This window comes from Citrobacter sp. S39, assembly GCF_009495675.1.
GTDB lineage: Bacteria > Pseudomonadota > Gammaproteobacteria > Enterobacterales > Enterobacteriaceae > Citrobacter > Citrobacter freundii.
On sequence record NZ_CP045555.1, the window covers coordinates 1,319,142 to 1,335,462 of the forward strand.

Sequence of the window (16,321 nt, forward strand, 5' to 3'; positions counted from 1 at the left end):
TGTCGATAACCTTAGTGGCAATCGCCAGTCGTGCTGGAACAGCAGGAACTCGCCGTTCTGTTGGTTGCCAGCAGTGCGAGGTCCACGCGGCTGCGAGCTCGACGCAGTAGGCCCAGCAACACGATGTTAAACAGGATGACCGCTAAAATGCACACCAGGCTGTAGGTCGGGTGCTCTTTGTAGCTGACCGTCTGATAAAACAGCGTCGACAGAGAGTAGGCGATATTCAGGCCCCACAGAATCGAGAAACTCATCCAGCCACGGCTGGATTCACGTGCGATAGCGCCCATCACTGAAATGCACGGCACATACAGCAGAACAAAGATCAGGTAGCTGTACGCGGCTGCGGCGCTGCCAAATTTCTCGCCCATCACGCCCATTGCGCCCGTCGCCATTTCGCCGTCGCCCTTGCTGGCTTCGATAGGGTTAGCCAGTACGCTCAGGCTGAAGGTGTCTTTCAGGCTTTGCCAGGTTTCATCCACTGCGCCGAGCAGCTCGTCACCGAGGTGGAAATCTGCCGGGTTGAACTCTTCTTCCTGAATGTTTTCCGCGGTATAGAGCGTGTTCAGCGTACCCACCACCACTTCTTTCGCCATCGCGCCGGTGAACAAACCTACGGTTGCCTGCCAGTTATCTTCGTGAACGCCAATCGGTTTAAACACTGGAGTAATAACACGGCTAACGGAGGCCAGAGCAGAGTCGTTGATGTTATCGACGATTTTCCCGCTCAGCGAGAAACTGTTAAACGCGCTGAGGAAAATGCTGACGATGATGATGACTTTACCTGCACGCAGAACGAAGCCTTTCAGGCGTTGCCAGGTCTGAATAATCAGACTCTTGATGTGCGGCACGTGATATACCGGCAGCTCCATCACGAACGGCGTTGCTTCACCACGCATGATGGTGTGTTTGAGCATCAGGCCCGTCAACACCGCCATCACGATACCCAGTACGTACAGCGAGAAGACCGCCAGTGCGCCGTTCTGACCAAAGAACGCCGCGGCAAAGACGGCGAAAATCGCCAGACGTGCGCCGCAGGACATAAACGGCGCCATCATGATGGTCATCAGACGCTCACGCGGGGCGTCCAGCGTACGTGCGCCCATCACGGACGGTACGTTACAGCCAAAGCCGACGATCAGCGGGACGAACGATTTGCCCGGCAGTCCCAGCGCCTGCATCAGACGGTCCATCACAAACGCGGCGCGCGCCATGTAGCCGGAGTCTTCAAGGAAGGAGAGGAACAGATACATCATGCCGATTTGCGGTACCAGCGGCAGCACGGTGTTAATCCCGCCGCCAAGGCCCTGGGCCAGGAAGATGGTTAGCCAGTCCGGGAAGTGCAGCGTGTAGCCAATCCACTGAATACCATGGATAAAGAGTGCTACGGAGCCAACGTCAAACAACGGTTGCAGTGCGCCGCCGATGTTAATGGCGAGCAGGAACATCAGGTACATCACGAACAGGAAAATCGGTAGCCCGAGGAAGCGGTTGAGAACGATTTTATCTACCGCGGTGGTGAAACGGCTCGGTTCTGCCGTCAGAGTATTGCTGACGGTATCGCAGATAGCGGCAATGCACTGATAGCGCGCATCGGCGATATGCAGCGCCGGATCGTCCATTGTCTCGCTCAGGCGTGCGATAGAGGCATCGAGATTTTGCGCGGCATCACCCGCATAGGCGCGGCTGTAGATATCGCCTTCCAGCATCTGCAGGCCCAGCCAGCGGCGCTGTTTGAGCGGCATATCTTTGGCCATCGCGTCGGCGAGGGAGTCCGCTTCCTGCAGCAACGGCTGGGCATAATGGACCAGCTCGACGGTGTCGTTTTCTTTGTAGCGATCGATCGCCAGCTTCAGCGCTTCAATGCCGCGGGCGCGGGTGGAAACCAGCGGAACCACCGGGCAGCCAAGACGTGCTGAGAGGGCGTCGATATCAATACGGATTTGCTGCTTTTCAGCGATATCCAGCATATTCAACGCGACGATGCAGGGGATGCCCAACTCAAGCAGTTGCAACGTCAGGTAGAGGTTGCGTTCAAGGTTTGAAGCATCGACCACGTTGATCAACAGATCCGCGTCGCCGCTTAAAATATAGTGGCAGGCAATCTGCTCATCGAGAGAGGTCTGGGATGAGATTGTCGTCAGAGAATAGGTGCCGGGTAAATCCACCAGCGTGACCTGATGGTCCGTTGTGGCGAAATGACCTTCTTTACGCTCAACGGTAACGCCAGCCCAGTTACCTACACGCTGGCGCGCGCCGGTGAGCTGGTTGAATAAAGTTGTCTTGCCGGAATTAGGATTACCAATTAAACCAATGGTTAGTTTTTTCATTTTTATAGACTCACTGTATTAACAGGAAACCGCTTCCACTTCTAATAACGCCAAATCCTTTTTACGCAATACCAGACTTACGCGACGCGTTTCGATATGGATAGGATCGCCGAGCGGGGCGACGCGTACTACGTTGAAGGAGGAACCGGGCAGCATGCCAAGTGACAACAGTTTCTGACGATAAGCCGGGCTGATTTCACGGGCAAAGCCGGTAATTTTCCACGCACTGTCAGGAGTGAATTGCATAGGGACCTACTTATATCTCGCTAACTGGATGATTACCTCATGGGGCGACAGGGCGGCATGAGACCAGATGATTAGCCAACGTAAGGAAAGAGTAAATAATCAACAAAACAATGATAATGAGAATGGTTTCTATCATCAATAGAATAAATGTGACGGAATGTACAATTGGATAATAATTTGAGCCAATTTTGATATTCCTCAATATTTATTCTTGTAGGGAAAGAATGGTTCGCGGAGGTAATTATTGAGAATCTTAATGTTTAATTAAGGTTTCATCTGTTAATAAAGTGATAAATATATTGTGGTGAGAAGCGGGGCATATATTAAATATGCCGGATAAGGTATTGATTCCGTCATCCGGCACACGGTTTAAACTTAGCGCTTTTTACCCATTGCCGCCGCCAGCGCATCCATCATCGCGCTGTTGCCCGCAGGCTGGGCGTCACGGCCACGCGGTTTCGCCGCTTTTGGCGCCGGGCGATTGCCCTGAGTGCGATCGTTATTCCCGCCGCCGCGACGCGCATTGGTTTCACCCGGCTGCTCGTCCAAACGCATGGTCAGCGCGATACGCTTACGTTGCAGGTCCACTTCCAGCACTTTCACCTTCACAATGTCGCCCGCTTTCACCACGGTGTGTGGATCGTCGACGAATTTATTCGACAGCGAAGAGATATGCACCAGGCCATCCTGATGAACGCCGATATCAACAAACGCGCCAAAATTGGTGACGTTGGTGACCGCCCCTTCCAGGATCATTCCCGGCAGCAGATCGTTCATGGTTTCGACGCCATCGGCAAACTGCGCGGTTTTAAATTCAGGACGCGGATCGCGGCCCGGTTTTTCCAGCTCTTTGATGATGTCGGTGACGGTCGGCACCCCGAAGCGTTCGTCAGTAAAATCGGCGGCTTTCAGATTGCGCAGTTCGTTGCTGTTGCCCATCAGGTCACGCAGCGATTGCTCGGTAGCGGCCAGAATGCGTTCCACAATCGGATAGGCTTCCGGGTGAACGGTGGAGGCATCCAGTGGGTTATCGCCATGGTTGATGCGCAGGAAGCCTGCGCACTGTTCAAAGGCTTTTGGCCCCAGACGGCTGACTTTCAGCAGTTGCTGACGGTTCTGGAACTGACCGTTCTCATCACGCCAGGCGACGATGTTTTGCGCCATCATGCGTGTCAGACCGGCCACGCGGGTCAACAGCGGAACGGAAGCGGTATTGAGATCGACGCCGACGGCGTTCACACAGTCTTCCACCACCGCGTCCAGCTTACGCGCCAGCTGCGTTTGACTAACGTCGTGCTGATACTGGCCCACACCGATCGATTTCGGATCGATTTTCACCAGCTCAGCCAGCGGATCCTGCAAACGACGGGCGATAGACACTGCGCCACGCAATGAAACGTCGAGATCCGGGAACTCCTGCGCCGCCAGCTCGGAAGCCGAGTAAACCGATGCCCCGGCTTCGCTGACGATCACTTTCTGCGCGGTGACTTTCGGGAACTGTTTCTGCACGTCGAGGAAGAAGCGCTCGGTTTCGCGCGACGCTGTACCGTTACCAATCGCCACCAGCTCAACGTTGTATTTTTCACACAGCGCCGCAACGGCAACGGCGGCTTTGGCGGCCTGACCGGTGTGTGGATAAATGGTGTCGGTCGCGACCAGCTTACCGGTACCGTCAACAACCGCCACCTTCACGCCGGTACGCAGGCCGGGATCGAGGCCCATGGTGGCGCGCAGGCCGGCCGGAGCCGCCATCAGCAGGTCATGCAGGTTACGGGCAAAGACGTTGATTGCTTCATCTTCCGCGCGTTCGCGCACGGTGCCCATCAGTTCGGTTTCGAGGTGCATCAGCACCTTAATTCGCCATGTCCAGCTCACAACGCCTTTACGCCAACTGTCTGCCGGTGCGTTGTTCAGTCGCAGGCCAAGGTGATCCTGAATGATTTGCTCGCCGTGGCTCTCTTTTGGCGGCTCATCGAATTGCGGATCGGCATTCAGCGAAAGCTGCAGCACGCCCTCGTTACGGCCACGGAACATGGCCAGCGCACGGTGGGATGGCACGGTAGAGATCGGTTCGTGGTGATCGAAGTAGTCGCGGAATTTCGCGCCTTCCTCTTCTTTACCGCTTACCACGGTGGAAACCAAATGCGCGTTCTTCCACAGGTAGTCACGCACTTTCGCCAGCAGCGCGGCATCTTCAGCGAAGCGTTCCATCAGGATGTAACGTGCGCCGTCGAGGGCCGCTTTGGTATCCGCCACGCCGTTGTCGGCGTTGAGATATTTAGCGGCTTCTGTTTCCGGGTCGTGAGACGGCTCGTTCCACAGCAGGTCTGCCAGCGGCTCAAGGCCTGCTTCAATGGCAATCTGCCCACGGGTACGGCGCTTAGGTTTGTACGGCAGATAGAGATCTTCGAGTTCGGTCTTACTTAACGTGCCGTTGATCGCTTTCGCCAGGTCGTCGGTCAGTTTGCCTTGCTCGCCGATAGATTTCAGGATTGCCTGACGGCGGTCTTCCAGTTCACGCAGATATCCCAGACGGGTTTCCAGATTACGCAGTTGCGTATCGTCCAGACCGCCGGTGATTTCCTTACGATATCGTGCGATAAACGGCACGGTGTTCCCTTCGTCAAGCAGGCGAACGGCAGCTTCTACCTGTTCAGCACGAGCCTGAATTTCACCTGCGATAATGCGGCAGAAAGAATCATTCATCATGGATAGCTTCGTCTATAGGATAAAAAATCAGGGGATAGTTATACGGATTGACTGACAAAAATGCCAGCCATCTGCCGGGGCTTCGGATTGTTCCGGTCTCACTTAACGTATTCAATCTCGTTCACGTACCAGCTGGCTTCGCCACCAGGGGTGTTTACTACTGCGAGATCGCCGACTTCTTTTTTCAGCAGCGCCCGCGCCATTGGTGAGTCGATAGAGATGTAATCTTTACGACCGAAGATCTCATCGTAGCCAACAATACGGAATTTGCGGATGTCGCCATCGTCATTTTCAATCTCAACCCATGCGCCAAAGAAGACTTTGCCCTCCTGCTGCGGGGAGTAATCGACGATTTTCAGATTCTCCATGCACTTGGTCAAATATCGGACGCGGCGGTCGATCTCACGCAGGCGCTTTTTATTATACTGGTAGTCGGCATTTTCGCTGCGGTCACCCAGACTTGCGGCCCAGGTAACTTTTTTGGTGACTTCCGGGCGCTCTTCACGCCAGAGATAATTCAGCTCTTGTTTGAGTTTTTCATACCCTTCACGGGTTATCAGGGGCGTTTTCATCTTATTGTTTTACCTTCGACTCTGTGATGATACGCACAATTAGTATTACGTGAGCATATCAACAGAATAAATAATGTATTGCGAGAAACATTGTATACTTAAGCTGCTGTTTAATATGCTTTGTAACAATTTAGCCTGGAATTCATACCAGAATTCGCTGGTGACTCACGTTAGCTTTCTTAAGAATATACACTTAATTGTTGCGAACCTTTGGGAGTAATAACAATGCAAGAGAACTATAAGATTCTGGTGGTCGATGACGACATGCGCTTACGTGCGCTTCTGGAGCGTTATCTGACCGAGCAGGGCTTCCAGGTTCGAAGCGTCGCAAACGCTGAGCAGATGGATCGTCTGCTGACCCGTGAGTCTTTCCACCTGATGGTGCTGGATTTAATGCTGCCGGGAGAAGATGGCCTGTCTATTTGCCGTCGCCTGCGCAGCCAGAGCAACCCGATGCCGATCATTATGGTCACGGCGAAGGGCGAAGAAGTGGACCGTATTGTAGGACTGGAAATCGGCGCTGACGATTACATTCCGAAACCGTTTAACCCGCGTGAGCTACTGGCACGTATTCGCGCAGTCCTGCGCCGTCAGGCGAATGAACTGCCGGGCGCGCCTTCTCAGGAAGAAGCAGTCATTGCGTTTGGTAAGTTCAAACTGAACCTCGGTACGCGTGAAATGTTCCGTGAAGATGAGCCTATGCCGCTCACCAGCGGTGAGTTTGCGGTGCTGAAAGCACTGGTCAGCCATCCGCGTGAGCCGCTGTCCCGCGACAAGTTGATGAACCTGGCCCGTGGTCGTGAATATTCTGCGATGGAACGTTCTATCGACGTCCAGATTTCCCGTCTGCGTCGCATGGTGGAAGAAGACCCGGCGCATCCACGCTACATTCAGACCGTATGGGGTCTGGGCTACGTCTTTGTTCCGGACGGTTCTAAAGCATGAGGCGAATGCGCTTCTCGCCACGAAGTTCGTTTGCCCGCACGTTATTGCTCATCGTCACCTTGCTGTTTGCCAGCCTGGTGACGACTTACCTGGTCGTGCTGAACTTCGCGATTCTGCCGAGCCTCCAGCAGTTTAATAAGGTCCTGGCCTACGAAGTTCGTATGCTGATGACCGATAAACTACAGCTGGAGGACGGTACGCAACTGGTGGTGCCGCCCGCATTCCGTCGGGAAATTTATCGTGAGCTGGGTATTTCCCTCTATTCCAACGAGGCCGCTGAAGAAGCCGGACTGCGTTGGGCGCAACACTATGAATTCTTAAGCCATCAGATGGCGCAGCAGTTGGGTGGCCCAACGGAAGTCCGCGTTGAGGTAAACAAAAGCTCGCCGGTTGTGTGGCTGAAAACCTGGCTGTCGCCCAACATCTGGGTACGTGTGCCGCTTACGGAAATTCATCAAGGCGATTTCTCACCGCTGTTCCGCTATACGCTGGCGATTATGCTGCTGGCTATCGGTGGCGCGTGGCTGTTTATCCGTATCCAGAACCGACCGTTGGTGGATCTTGAACATGCGGCGCTGCAGGTGGGGAAAGGTATCATTCCACCGCCGTTGCGTGAGTATGGCGCTTCAGAGGTGCGCTCCGTAACCCGAGCCTTTAACCATATGGCCGCAGGTGTGAAGCAGTTGGCCGATGACCGTACGCTGTTAATGGCGGGCGTGAGCCACGATTTACGTACTCCGCTGACGCGTATTCGTCTGGCAACGGAAATGATGGGCGAAGAGGACGGTTATCTTGCGGAGTCCATCAATAAGGACATCGAAGAGTGTAACGCCATCATCGAGCAGTTCATCGATTACCTGCGTACCGGTCAGGAGATGCCGATGGAGATGGCGGATCTGAACTCGGTGCTGGGTGAAGTGGTTGCGGCAGAAAGCGGCTATGAACGTGAAATCGAAACTGCGCTGCAGCCTGGCGCCATTCAGGTGAAGATGCACCCGCTGTCGATCAAGCGTGCGGTTGCCAATATGGTGGTTAACGCCGCCCGCTACGGCAATGGCTGGATTAAGGTCAGTAGCGGTACGGAGACGCATCGCGCCTGGTTCCAGGTAGAAGATGATGGTCCGGGCATCAAGCCGGAGCAGCGTAAGCACCTGTTCCAGCCATTTGTCCGCGGCGACAGCGCGCGCAGTACCAGCGGCACGGGGCTGGGTCTGGCGATTGTGCAACGTATTATCGATAACCATAACGGCATGCTGGAGATTGGTACCAGTGAACGTGGTGGGTTGTCGATTCGTGCATGGCTTCCGGTTCCTTTCACTCGCGCGCCGGGTATCACGAAAGACGTATAAGAAAGGGAGGCGAAATGCCTCCCTTTTTGTTGCTGTAGGCCGGATATGTGGCAACCGCCATCCGGCATTTTTCGTTACAGCTTCGGTCCGGCGCTAACCAGCGCTTCACCCGCAGGGGTGTCGGTGTATTTCTCGAAGTTCTCGATAAACAGTTTCGCCAGTGCATTGGCTTTTTCCTGCCACTGCTCTGGAGACGCGTAGGTATTACGCGGATCGAGAATGCGCGTATCCACGCCCGGCAACTCGGTCGGGATAGCCAGGTCAAACATCGGCAGACGGAACGTTTCTGCGTCATCCAGCGAACCGTTCAGGATGGCGTCAATAATCGCACGGGTATCTTTGATAGAGATACGTTTGCCAGTACCGTTCCAGCCGGTGTTAACCAGATACGCCTGCGCACCTGCCGCCTGCATACGTTTCACCAGCACTTCTGCATACTGCGTTGGGTGCAGAGACAGGAATGCTGCGCCGAAGCAGGCAGAGAAGGTTGGGGTCGGTTCGGTAACGCCGCGTTCGGTACCGGCCAGTTTGGCGGTGAAGCCAGACAGGAAATGGTACTGAGTTTGGTCTGCTGTCAGGCGAGAAACCGGCGGCAGCACGCCAAATGCGTCGGCAGTCAGGAAGATCACTTTGGTCGCATGACCCGCTTTTGACACTGGCTTAACGATATTATCGATGTGATAAATCGGGTAGGAAACGCGGGTGTTTTCAGTTTTGGAACCGTCGTCGAAGTCGATGGAACCATCTTCGCGCACGGTGACGTTTTCCAGCAGCGCGTCACGACGAATTGCGTTGTAGATTTCTGGCTCGGCATCTTTAGACAGTTTGATGGTCTTCGCGTAGCAACCGCCTTCGAAGTTAAATACGCCGTCGTCATCCCAGCCGTGTTCGTCATCGCCAATCAGGCGACGTTTCGGATCGGTGGACAGCGTTGTTTTACCGGTACCGGACAGGCCAAAGAAGACTGCCACATCACCTTTTTCCCCGACGTTTGCTGAGCAGTGCATGGAGGCAATGCCTTTCAGCGGCAGCAGGTAGTTCATCACGGAGAACATACCTTTCTTCATTTCGCCGCCGTACCAGGTGCCGCCAATCAGCTGGATACGCTCAGTCAGGTTGAAAGCCACGAAGTTTTCAGAGTTCAGACCCTGCTCTTTCCATTGTGGGTTGGTGCACTTAGCGCCGTTCATCACGATGAAATCCGGTTTAAAATCAACCAGCTCTTCGTCGCTTGGGCGGATGAACATGTTTTTGACGAAATGCGCCTGCCAGGCAACTTCGGTAATGAAGCGCACGGAAAGACGGGTATCGGCGTTAGCGCCGCAGAATGCATCAATGATAAACAGGCGCTTGCCGGAAAGTTGCTGGGTAACTAATCCTTTCAGATGCTGCCAGGTTTCCGGGGAGAGCGGTTTGTTGTCGTTCTTACCTTTACCTTTGTCGGACCACCAGAGCGTGTCGCGCGTGGTGTCGTCACGGACAATGTACTTATCCTTTGGCGAACGTCCGGTAAAGATACCGGTATCAACGGCAACGGCGCCCAGATTCGTTAACACGCCACGTTCATAACCTTCCAGGTTTGGATCAAGTTCTTCCTGGAAAAGCGTGTCGTAGTCTGGATTGTAAACGATATCCTGAACGTCATTGATACCATAAGCCTTGAGATCTTGCGGGGTTAAACTGTTGTTCACACGCATTTCACTGCTCCTTAGCCAATATGTATTACCTGGAATAGTAAGGTTTTTTAGGGATTGCTAACCGCGACAAGGCTCATAGATTTACGCATCCGGGAAAATCACGGGTTACCGAATACGCTGCGACTCCTGTCACAAAGAGGCGGATATTATGGCAGGAAACCCTTTTTTGTTGTGGAAAATGTTCTTAAAACGTTAATGAAGAGTGTTTTTGGCGGGAATCTTGTGAGTGTAATCGTATTCACGTAAGAAAATAACGTAACTCATACATATACAATATCGATTCACTTCCCGTCGCATTAGTCTGAAATCAGCCTACCAATGCTCAAAATTGTGAAGTTGATGCGATAATTAGCTTTTCCCTTCATTCTGGAAACTGACATGGATAGTGCTGAAATTTCACGTACGACGCGTTTGGGCATGATATTTATCGGCCTGCTGCAGGGGGCATTATGCTACCTGCTGATGACATATCTGGTGCCCCATAACGACGGCTGGCTGTTCTATGGCATGCCTGCGACGATTGCGATCACCTCGGCACTTTTGCTTACTGTCGTTTCTTTCAAACAACGCGCGCTGTGGTATTGGATGGCGCTGATCTTTGTTGTGGTGCTGGCGATGAGCGTCTGGCTAAAGTGGCAAGTCGAGGACAGTGATAAGTGGCGGCAACATGAAGTTTTTATGTTCTACGGTTGGCGCTTACTGCTGATGGCGATGCTTGCCTTGCCCTGGATTCAGTACTCGCTTCATGTCTCTCGTGAGCAGGCGCGTTACCCGCATTTTTATCGGCAATTGTGGCTTAATGCGTTGACGTTGCTGATTGTCTTTGTCGCCAACGGTCTGTTCTGGCTGGTGCTCCTGCTATGGAGCGAGATGTTTAAGCTGGTCGGTATTCCCTTCTTCAGCACGCTCTTCTTTGATACCGACTGGTTTGGCTATGTGGCCTTTGGTCTGATTACCGCACTGGCAGTGGTACTGGCTCGTACACAGTCGCGTCTGGTCACGGCGGTACAAAAATTACTGACGTTTATTGCCACCGGTCTGTTACCTCTGGTCGCGCTGTTGGCGCTGATGTTCATACTGACCTTGCCCTTCACCGGACTGGAGGCTATTTCGCAACGCGTGTCTGCGGCCGGGTTGATGTCAACGCTGACGCTGCTCCTGTTGCTGTTGATGGCTATCGTGCGTGAACCGCAAAAAGAGGCGTTACCCTATCCTGGCGCGTTACGCTACCTGATCAAATGCTCTCTGATTGTCGCGCCCATCTATATGCTGATTGCTGGTTGGTCACTGTGGGTGCGAATACAGCAGTACGGTTGGACGCCTGAGCGTTTGTATGGCGTGCTGGTGGTCGTGGTACTGCTGGTATGGTCGTTTGGCTATCTGGCCAGCATTTTACGCCGCGGGCGCAATCCGCTTGAGCTTCAGGGGCCGGTCATTCTTGGCGTTTCGTTGCTGGCGTTGGGGTTGTTGGTTCTGCTGTCGTCGCCGGTTATTGATGCCTGGCGTATCAGCGTTAGCAGCCATATGGGGCTGTATCACAGCGGGAAAATTAAACCGGATCAGGTCAGCCTGTATATGTTGGATCACAGCGGAAAACCGGGGCGCGCAGCGTTGGAAGCATTACAAAAAGATGTGGCGTTTAATCAAGACAGTAAGCGCAGACGCGACTTGAATTCTCTGCTGCAAGGGAGCCGGGATCCGGTTAAAGAGCTAACCGCAACACAGTTAGTATCGAAGGTTGTGATTGCTCCGGGAAGCGAGAAGCCAGACGATGCGTTCTGGACGTTTGTCAAAGCACAGGGGTATCGTATCACCTCTTGTGCTGAGCAGAATGCGTGCGTATTGGTGAGTCAGGACCTCAATGCGGATGGTCATCCTGAGCAGGTGCTATATGCTTTTGGCGATGGGGAGAGTCTGGTCTTCGGCATGCAGAAAAACAAATGGGATTTGTTAGCTGTTGCCAGGCTACCAGAAGGATTCAATAAGGATAAATTGCTGCAGGCGGTGGCGAATCAGCAACTGGGTTCAGCCCCCAGAATCTGGCGGGATATCACTATTGATGGCAAAAGACTGCCGATGACTTATTACACCGAGTGAGTGTGTTGCCGACAGCGTTTTTGCCGGATAGCGGCGCGAACGCCTTATCCGGCCTACGACAGTTTTTCCGTAGGCCTGATAAGCGCCTTCAGGCAAGACGGTGATTAATGCACCTGTGGATCGGCAGGGGAGGCGTTGCTGCGGATCTCTGCAATATCCATGGCGTTAAACAGATAGTGGCTACCGCAGTAATCGCAGTGCATATCGATCTCGCCTTCTTCCGCCAGAATGCTGTCAACTTCTTCGTCCGGCAACGTTTTCAGTGCGCCTGCGCAGCGTTCGCGTGAACAGGTGCATTTGAACTCAACGTCCTGCGGATCGTAGAGAGTAACCTCTTCTTCGTGGTATAAGCGCCACAGCACTTCGTTGGCCGGCAGCGTCAGCAACTCTTCGGCCTTGATGGTTTCGGTCAGGGCGGTCAGGTGATCGAAATCATCTGCCTGTGCGTTTTGCGCCGGCATCACTTGCAGCAGCATTCCGCCAGCAGCGGGTTTGCCATCAACGTCGCCAGTGCGGATGAACAGGCGTGTCGGCAGCTGTTCGGAACGCATGAAGTAGTCTTCCAGACAGGCTGCCAGCGTGTCACCTTCCAGACCGACCACGCCCTGATAACGCTCGCCTTCTTCCGGGGTAATGGTGATCACCAGGTAGCCGTTGCCCACCAGGGTTTTCAAATCGGCATCTTCAGGAATATCACCCTGCATGCGGGCCACGCCGCGCATCTGCTGATTGTTGTTGCCGTTGATGACGGCCAGGCTCAGCGGACCATCACCCTGCAACTGCACAGTGATATCACCGGCAAACTTCAGCGTAGCGGTGAGCAGGCTGGTGGCAACCAGCAGCTCAGCCAGTACGTTTTTGACCGGCTGCGGGTAAGTATGATTTTCGAGGATCTGTTGCAGGGTTTCCGAAACGGTCACCAGCTCGCCGCGCACGGCAAAGTTTTCAAACAGATAACGATGTAATTGGTCATGTTGCGGCATAATCATCTCTCTTGCAGGTGACAGTCACTCGCTGTCGCCATGTTTAAATCGTAACAGGTCGCGGCGCTCTTTCTTGTCCGGTCGTCTGTCCGGGTGCGGCATGGTTAACGCGTTAAGTTTACGCGCCAGCGCCATTTTTTCGCGTTTTTCCACGCTTTCCGCGGTTTCTTCATACAGCGTAACGGCTTCCGTTGCCGGGCGACGCTGCTCGGGAATGGCCTTGATAATGACCGTTCGCTCGTCATTTCCCTGGCGAAGGGTGAGGGTGGCGTTCAGCTCGACAATCTTGCTCGGCTTACTGCGCTGGCCGTTGTAGTGCACCTTACCGCCTTCAACCATTTCGCGAGCTAGCGCACGCGTTTTGTAAAAGCGTGCAGCCCACAGCCATTTATCCAGCCTGACTTCAGCAGAGGGCTTTTCTTTCATGGCGTCTCCTTCACATCAGTGAGGGGATCAGTCGGCGGTAGTCATTCAGTGACGGATGGCGTGCGTACTGCTTTTCGGCGATGCCGGAGTCGGGATTGGTCACGCCGAGGCAGTAACGAATACCGTACAGAGCAGCGGCGTCGAGAATGGGTTCGCTGTCGTCAATAAACAGCGTCTTCTCTGCACTCATTCCCGTTTCTTCAGCCACAGCGTGCCATAACCGCTGATCCTCTTTGGGATAACCAAATGTGTGGGTGGAAAGTAATAAATCAAGGTGTGAGGCCAGACCGGTATGCTCCAGCTTCACCGCCAGATTATGCGGATGCGCGTTGGTGAGCAAAATACGGCGCTTGCCGCTGGCTTTTAAAGCATCAAGAAACGGTACGGTATCTTCACGCAAAACGGCGCGCGGTCCCTGTTCCGTTGTCATGGCGCAAATATCCAGATCCAGGCACTCGCTCCAGTAATCCAGGCAGTACCAGTTTAGCGTATGCTGCACGGCATGATACTGCTGACGAATATAGTCCTGGGCTTCCTGGGGAGAGATACCCTGCTTCGCGCCATAGGTTTCCGGCACCAGTTTTTGCCAGAAATAGTTATCGAATGCCAGGTCGAGCAGCGTGCCGTCCATATCTAACAACACGGTGTCGACATCCTGCCAGGCAATATTGATATGCATGGAAACTCCCCACAAGAAAACATGATGCGCGACAGAGTAGCATATCCTGTCGTGCAAGCGTGTTATCGAATCAGGCTTTCCGGGTCGTCAATCAGCGTTGGATTCAGGCAACTTTCGTAGTAGCTCTGAATTTCCGCGATGCGGGTGCGGTGACGCTGGTAGCGTCTGAATGCCTGCACGCTGTTGTAGACAGCGCATCCGAGCATGGAGAACATCAGCAGCGTCGTGCCAAGGTAGCGCCATAACCCTGAACGATCCGGGATACGGTGCAGGCCAATGTGCTGGGTGCCATTGGCGTCAGTCGAAATATTGGTGACGATCCCCTCTGCGCGAAACGGTGTCTGCATCAGCATCTGCGCCAGGCGCTGGAAGGCGTTCCACTGTTCCTGGGGAGGATAGTCATATAGCGAGGTCGTCGGCCACGGCTGATCGACCAGATCGCTGCCTTCATCGCTGATAATAAGGAAACCGCCGGGAGCAGGGCTATTCAGCGCCTGGGCCGCTCGCGCAGTCTCGCGTGAAATAAATGGTGCCGTAGAGGTATTCACCAGATTATCTAACGACTCAGCGCTTACCGGACGCAGCAGCACGTTCACCCCATCCAGTTTGCCTGCGTTCGCTCGCTTTACCAGCGCGGCCCAGTCTTTGCTGTTACCGAGGTTAACCAGCGCATTCTTTAAGCGTACACATTCATCTTTGGCTGCACACAGATCGGCCGTTTTCAGGACAATCTCACCAAAATCGTCCAGTAACACCATGCCGGACTTTTGGATTGCCGAGCGTAGCGATGCGCTGACGCGAGAGTCATCGTCAGGTTTGGGATGCAGCTGGCGGTTCACGGCCTGCGTGAGCGCAGTGGCCTTATTCACCAGATCGGATTCGGGCAGCGGTAATGCGCGTGCGTCATTCCAGATAATTTGCGAGCAATCGAAAGGCATAAACGGCGTGGTGGGCTGCGCATTCCAGCTCCCTTGGGTATGAATATTACACATACCCGTACCGCTCAGGTGCAGCGTGTCACCCACGCGAACGCCCGCGTTTTCGAGCTGTTTAACGCTGGTGGCTTCGATAGTTTGCGCGCCCTTCATCCAGGAAAGCGTGACCTTTATCGGCATATCCAGCGGGATCCAAAACAGCAGCATCAGCAGTACCAGCAACGAGCCGCCCGCGATGACGGCGTTGCGCAGCCAATGTTGCAACGGGAAATTTTTGACTTCATCGTGCAGAGATAAAAAACGCCCCTGGCGGACAACGTGGCGATCGAGATAAATATCGATATCCGTTTGCTGGCCAAGGTCTTGGGCGATGTAAGGTTGCCAGTGAGGTGGGTAGATCAGATCAATAATACCCAGCGAGATATTATTAATTTGCTCCTGGTCGTTTTCGCCAAACAACCCCCAGCGACGCGGCGTGCCGCGCAGACAATGAATTTCCCGCAGGGCGGTTTTGGACGGCGGGGCGAATAATCCCCACAGACCCGCAGCTAACAGCAACACCGCGCCACCGACTGCCCACGGAACAAACGTATTCGGGATAACCAAACAGAAAAAGAATAGCAGGAATGATGCGGTTATCAGCAACGCCTCGCGCAATCCCGAAGGGCGGCTGAGCGCATATTCTTCATGGGTTTCCTGGCGAATATTCAGCAGTTCAATCTGCTCACTTTCTTCACCACGAATGGATGCCTGGGTAGAAGCGGTGTGCTGCAACGCATAGCCACGCGCTTCCTGCATATATTCCTGCAGCGTATGGCCGTTCAACGAGATAACCAGCGGTATTGTATTGGTATGGATTATCTCAACGCTATTTTCGTCATTGATGTATTGTTCCCAGAAAGGGGGAAGGTGTACCTCAACGGAATCAAGATAGTAGCGCCATTTGTTAGGATCGTCGGTAGTGATGCCGTAACGTGTAATCGAACGAGTAAGCACGATGACGCTATTACTTTGGGCATTCAACGTTAATGAGACTGGCGCAGAACTGGCTCCAGTTGGACCAGGTACTTGCTGAATTTGACTAAGGCTTTCGAGATAGTTTTCGACGGCAGTGCGTTCTTCAGGCGCGAGTTTACGTTTCGAGGCGTCTGAGAAAACGCTGCTCAAGGGTAAATTTTTCTGCCTGGATTTTGATTTGAGTAGCCATCCTGCAAGCAATGAGCAGGCCAGCAAAGCAGCTAAAAAAATCAGAATGGTGCTCATGCTTTCCCCATCTTACTTAGTCTGTCAGGCGTGGTCAGTCGCACCCTGTTCAATATTCGTGATTCTGTGGTTGGCTATCGGCAAGTGTGG

12 protein-coding genes are annotated in these 16,321 nt (G+C 53.7%); 3 read left to right on the forward strand and 9 right to left on the reverse strand.

Features of this window, described 5'->3' with window-relative positions:
* Positions 1-11 precede the first annotated feature (11 nt).
* The 4 genes from feoB to greB all read right to left on the reverse strand — a co-directional run bounded on the left by feoB (position 12) and on the right by greB (position 5,857).
* Positions 12-2,330, reverse strand: coding sequence for a Fe(2+) transporter permease subunit FeoB (gene feoB, locus GFB57_RS06130; protein WP_003023518.1), 2,319 nt, complete (start codon positions 2,328-2,330; stop codon positions 12-14).
* Between the two features lie 18 nt (positions 2,331-2,348).
* Entirely contained in the window at positions 2,349-2,576 is a 228-nt protein-coding gene (gene feoA, locus GFB57_RS06135) for a ferrous iron transporter A (RefSeq protein WP_003023519.1), read from the reverse strand.
* Positions 2,577-2,951: 375 nt separating this feature from the next.
* Positions 2,952-5,285, reverse strand: coding sequence for a Tex family protein (locus tag GFB57_RS06140; RefSeq protein ID WP_003023521.1), 2,334 nt, complete (start codon positions 5,283-5,285; stop codon positions 2,952-2,954).
* Between the two features lie 98 nt (positions 5,286-5,383).
* Positions 5,384-5,857: a transcription elongation factor GreB gene (greB, locus tag GFB57_RS06145; protein WP_003023524.1), complete on the reverse strand. Its 474-nt coding sequence runs from the start codon at positions 5,855-5,857 to the stop codon at positions 5,384-5,386.
* A gap of 225 nt (positions 5,858-6,082) precedes the next feature.
* On the opposite strand from greB, the gene ompR reads away from it, so the two are divergent.
* Positions 6,083-6,802, forward strand: a complete 720-nt coding sequence (gene ompR, locus GFB57_RS06150) for a two-component system response regulator OmpR (RefSeq protein ID WP_001157751.1) — start codon at positions 6,083-6,085, stop codon at positions 6,800-6,802.
* Positions 6,799-8,151, forward strand: a complete 1,353-nt coding sequence (envZ, locus tag GFB57_RS06155; RefSeq protein ID WP_003023527.1) for a two-component system sensor histidine kinase EnvZ — start codon at positions 6,799-6,801, stop codon at positions 8,149-8,151. Before ompR ends, envZ begins: the two co-directional genes overlap by 4 nt.
* Positions 8,152-8,225: 74 nt before the next feature.
* Here envZ and pckA read toward each other — a convergent pair whose 3' ends face one another.
* Positions 8,226-9,848 (reverse strand): phosphoenolpyruvate carboxykinase (ATP), encoded by a 1,623-nt coding sequence (gene pckA, locus GFB57_RS06160; protein WP_003023529.1) that lies wholly within the window; start codon positions 9,846-9,848, stop codon positions 8,226-8,228.
* A gap of 378 nt (positions 9,849-10,226) precedes the next feature.
* Between pckA and GFB57_RS06165 the strand changes: the two genes are divergently transcribed.
* Positions 10,227-11,945, forward strand: coding sequence for a DUF4153 domain-containing protein (locus tag GFB57_RS06165; protein WP_003023530.1), 1,719 nt, complete (start codon positions 10,227-10,229; stop codon positions 11,943-11,945).
* 104 nt (positions 11,946-12,049) lie between these two features.
* On the opposite strand, the gene hslO is transcribed toward GFB57_RS06165, so the two are convergent.
* The 4 genes from hslO to igaA all read right to left on the reverse strand — a co-directional run bounded on the left by hslO (position 12,050) and on the right by igaA (position 16,231).
* The gene (hslO, locus tag GFB57_RS06170; protein ID WP_003023531.1) at positions 12,050-12,928 is read right to left on the reverse strand and encodes an Hsp33 family molecular chaperone HslO; all 879 of its coding nucleotides are present in this window, start codon (positions 12,926-12,928) and stop codon (positions 12,050-12,052) included.
* A 24-nt stretch (positions 12,929-12,952) separates the two neighbouring features.
* Positions 12,953-13,354: a ribosome-associated heat shock protein Hsp15 gene (gene hslR, locus GFB57_RS06175; protein ID WP_003023532.1), complete on the reverse strand. Its 402-nt coding sequence runs from the start codon at positions 13,352-13,354 to the stop codon at positions 12,953-12,955.
* Positions 13,355-13,364: 10 nt separating this feature from the next.
* Positions 13,365-14,033, reverse strand: a complete 669-nt coding sequence (yrfG, locus tag GFB57_RS06180; RefSeq protein WP_003023533.1) for a GMP/IMP nucleotidase — start codon at positions 14,031-14,033, stop codon at positions 13,365-13,367.
* Positions 14,034-14,095: 62 nt separating this feature from the next.
* Positions 14,096-16,231 (reverse strand): intracellular growth attenuator protein IgaA, encoded by a 2,136-nt coding sequence (igaA, locus tag GFB57_RS06185; RefSeq protein WP_003023535.1) that lies wholly within the window; start codon positions 16,229-16,231, stop codon positions 14,096-14,098.
* Positions 16,232-16,321 lie beyond the last annotated feature (90 nt).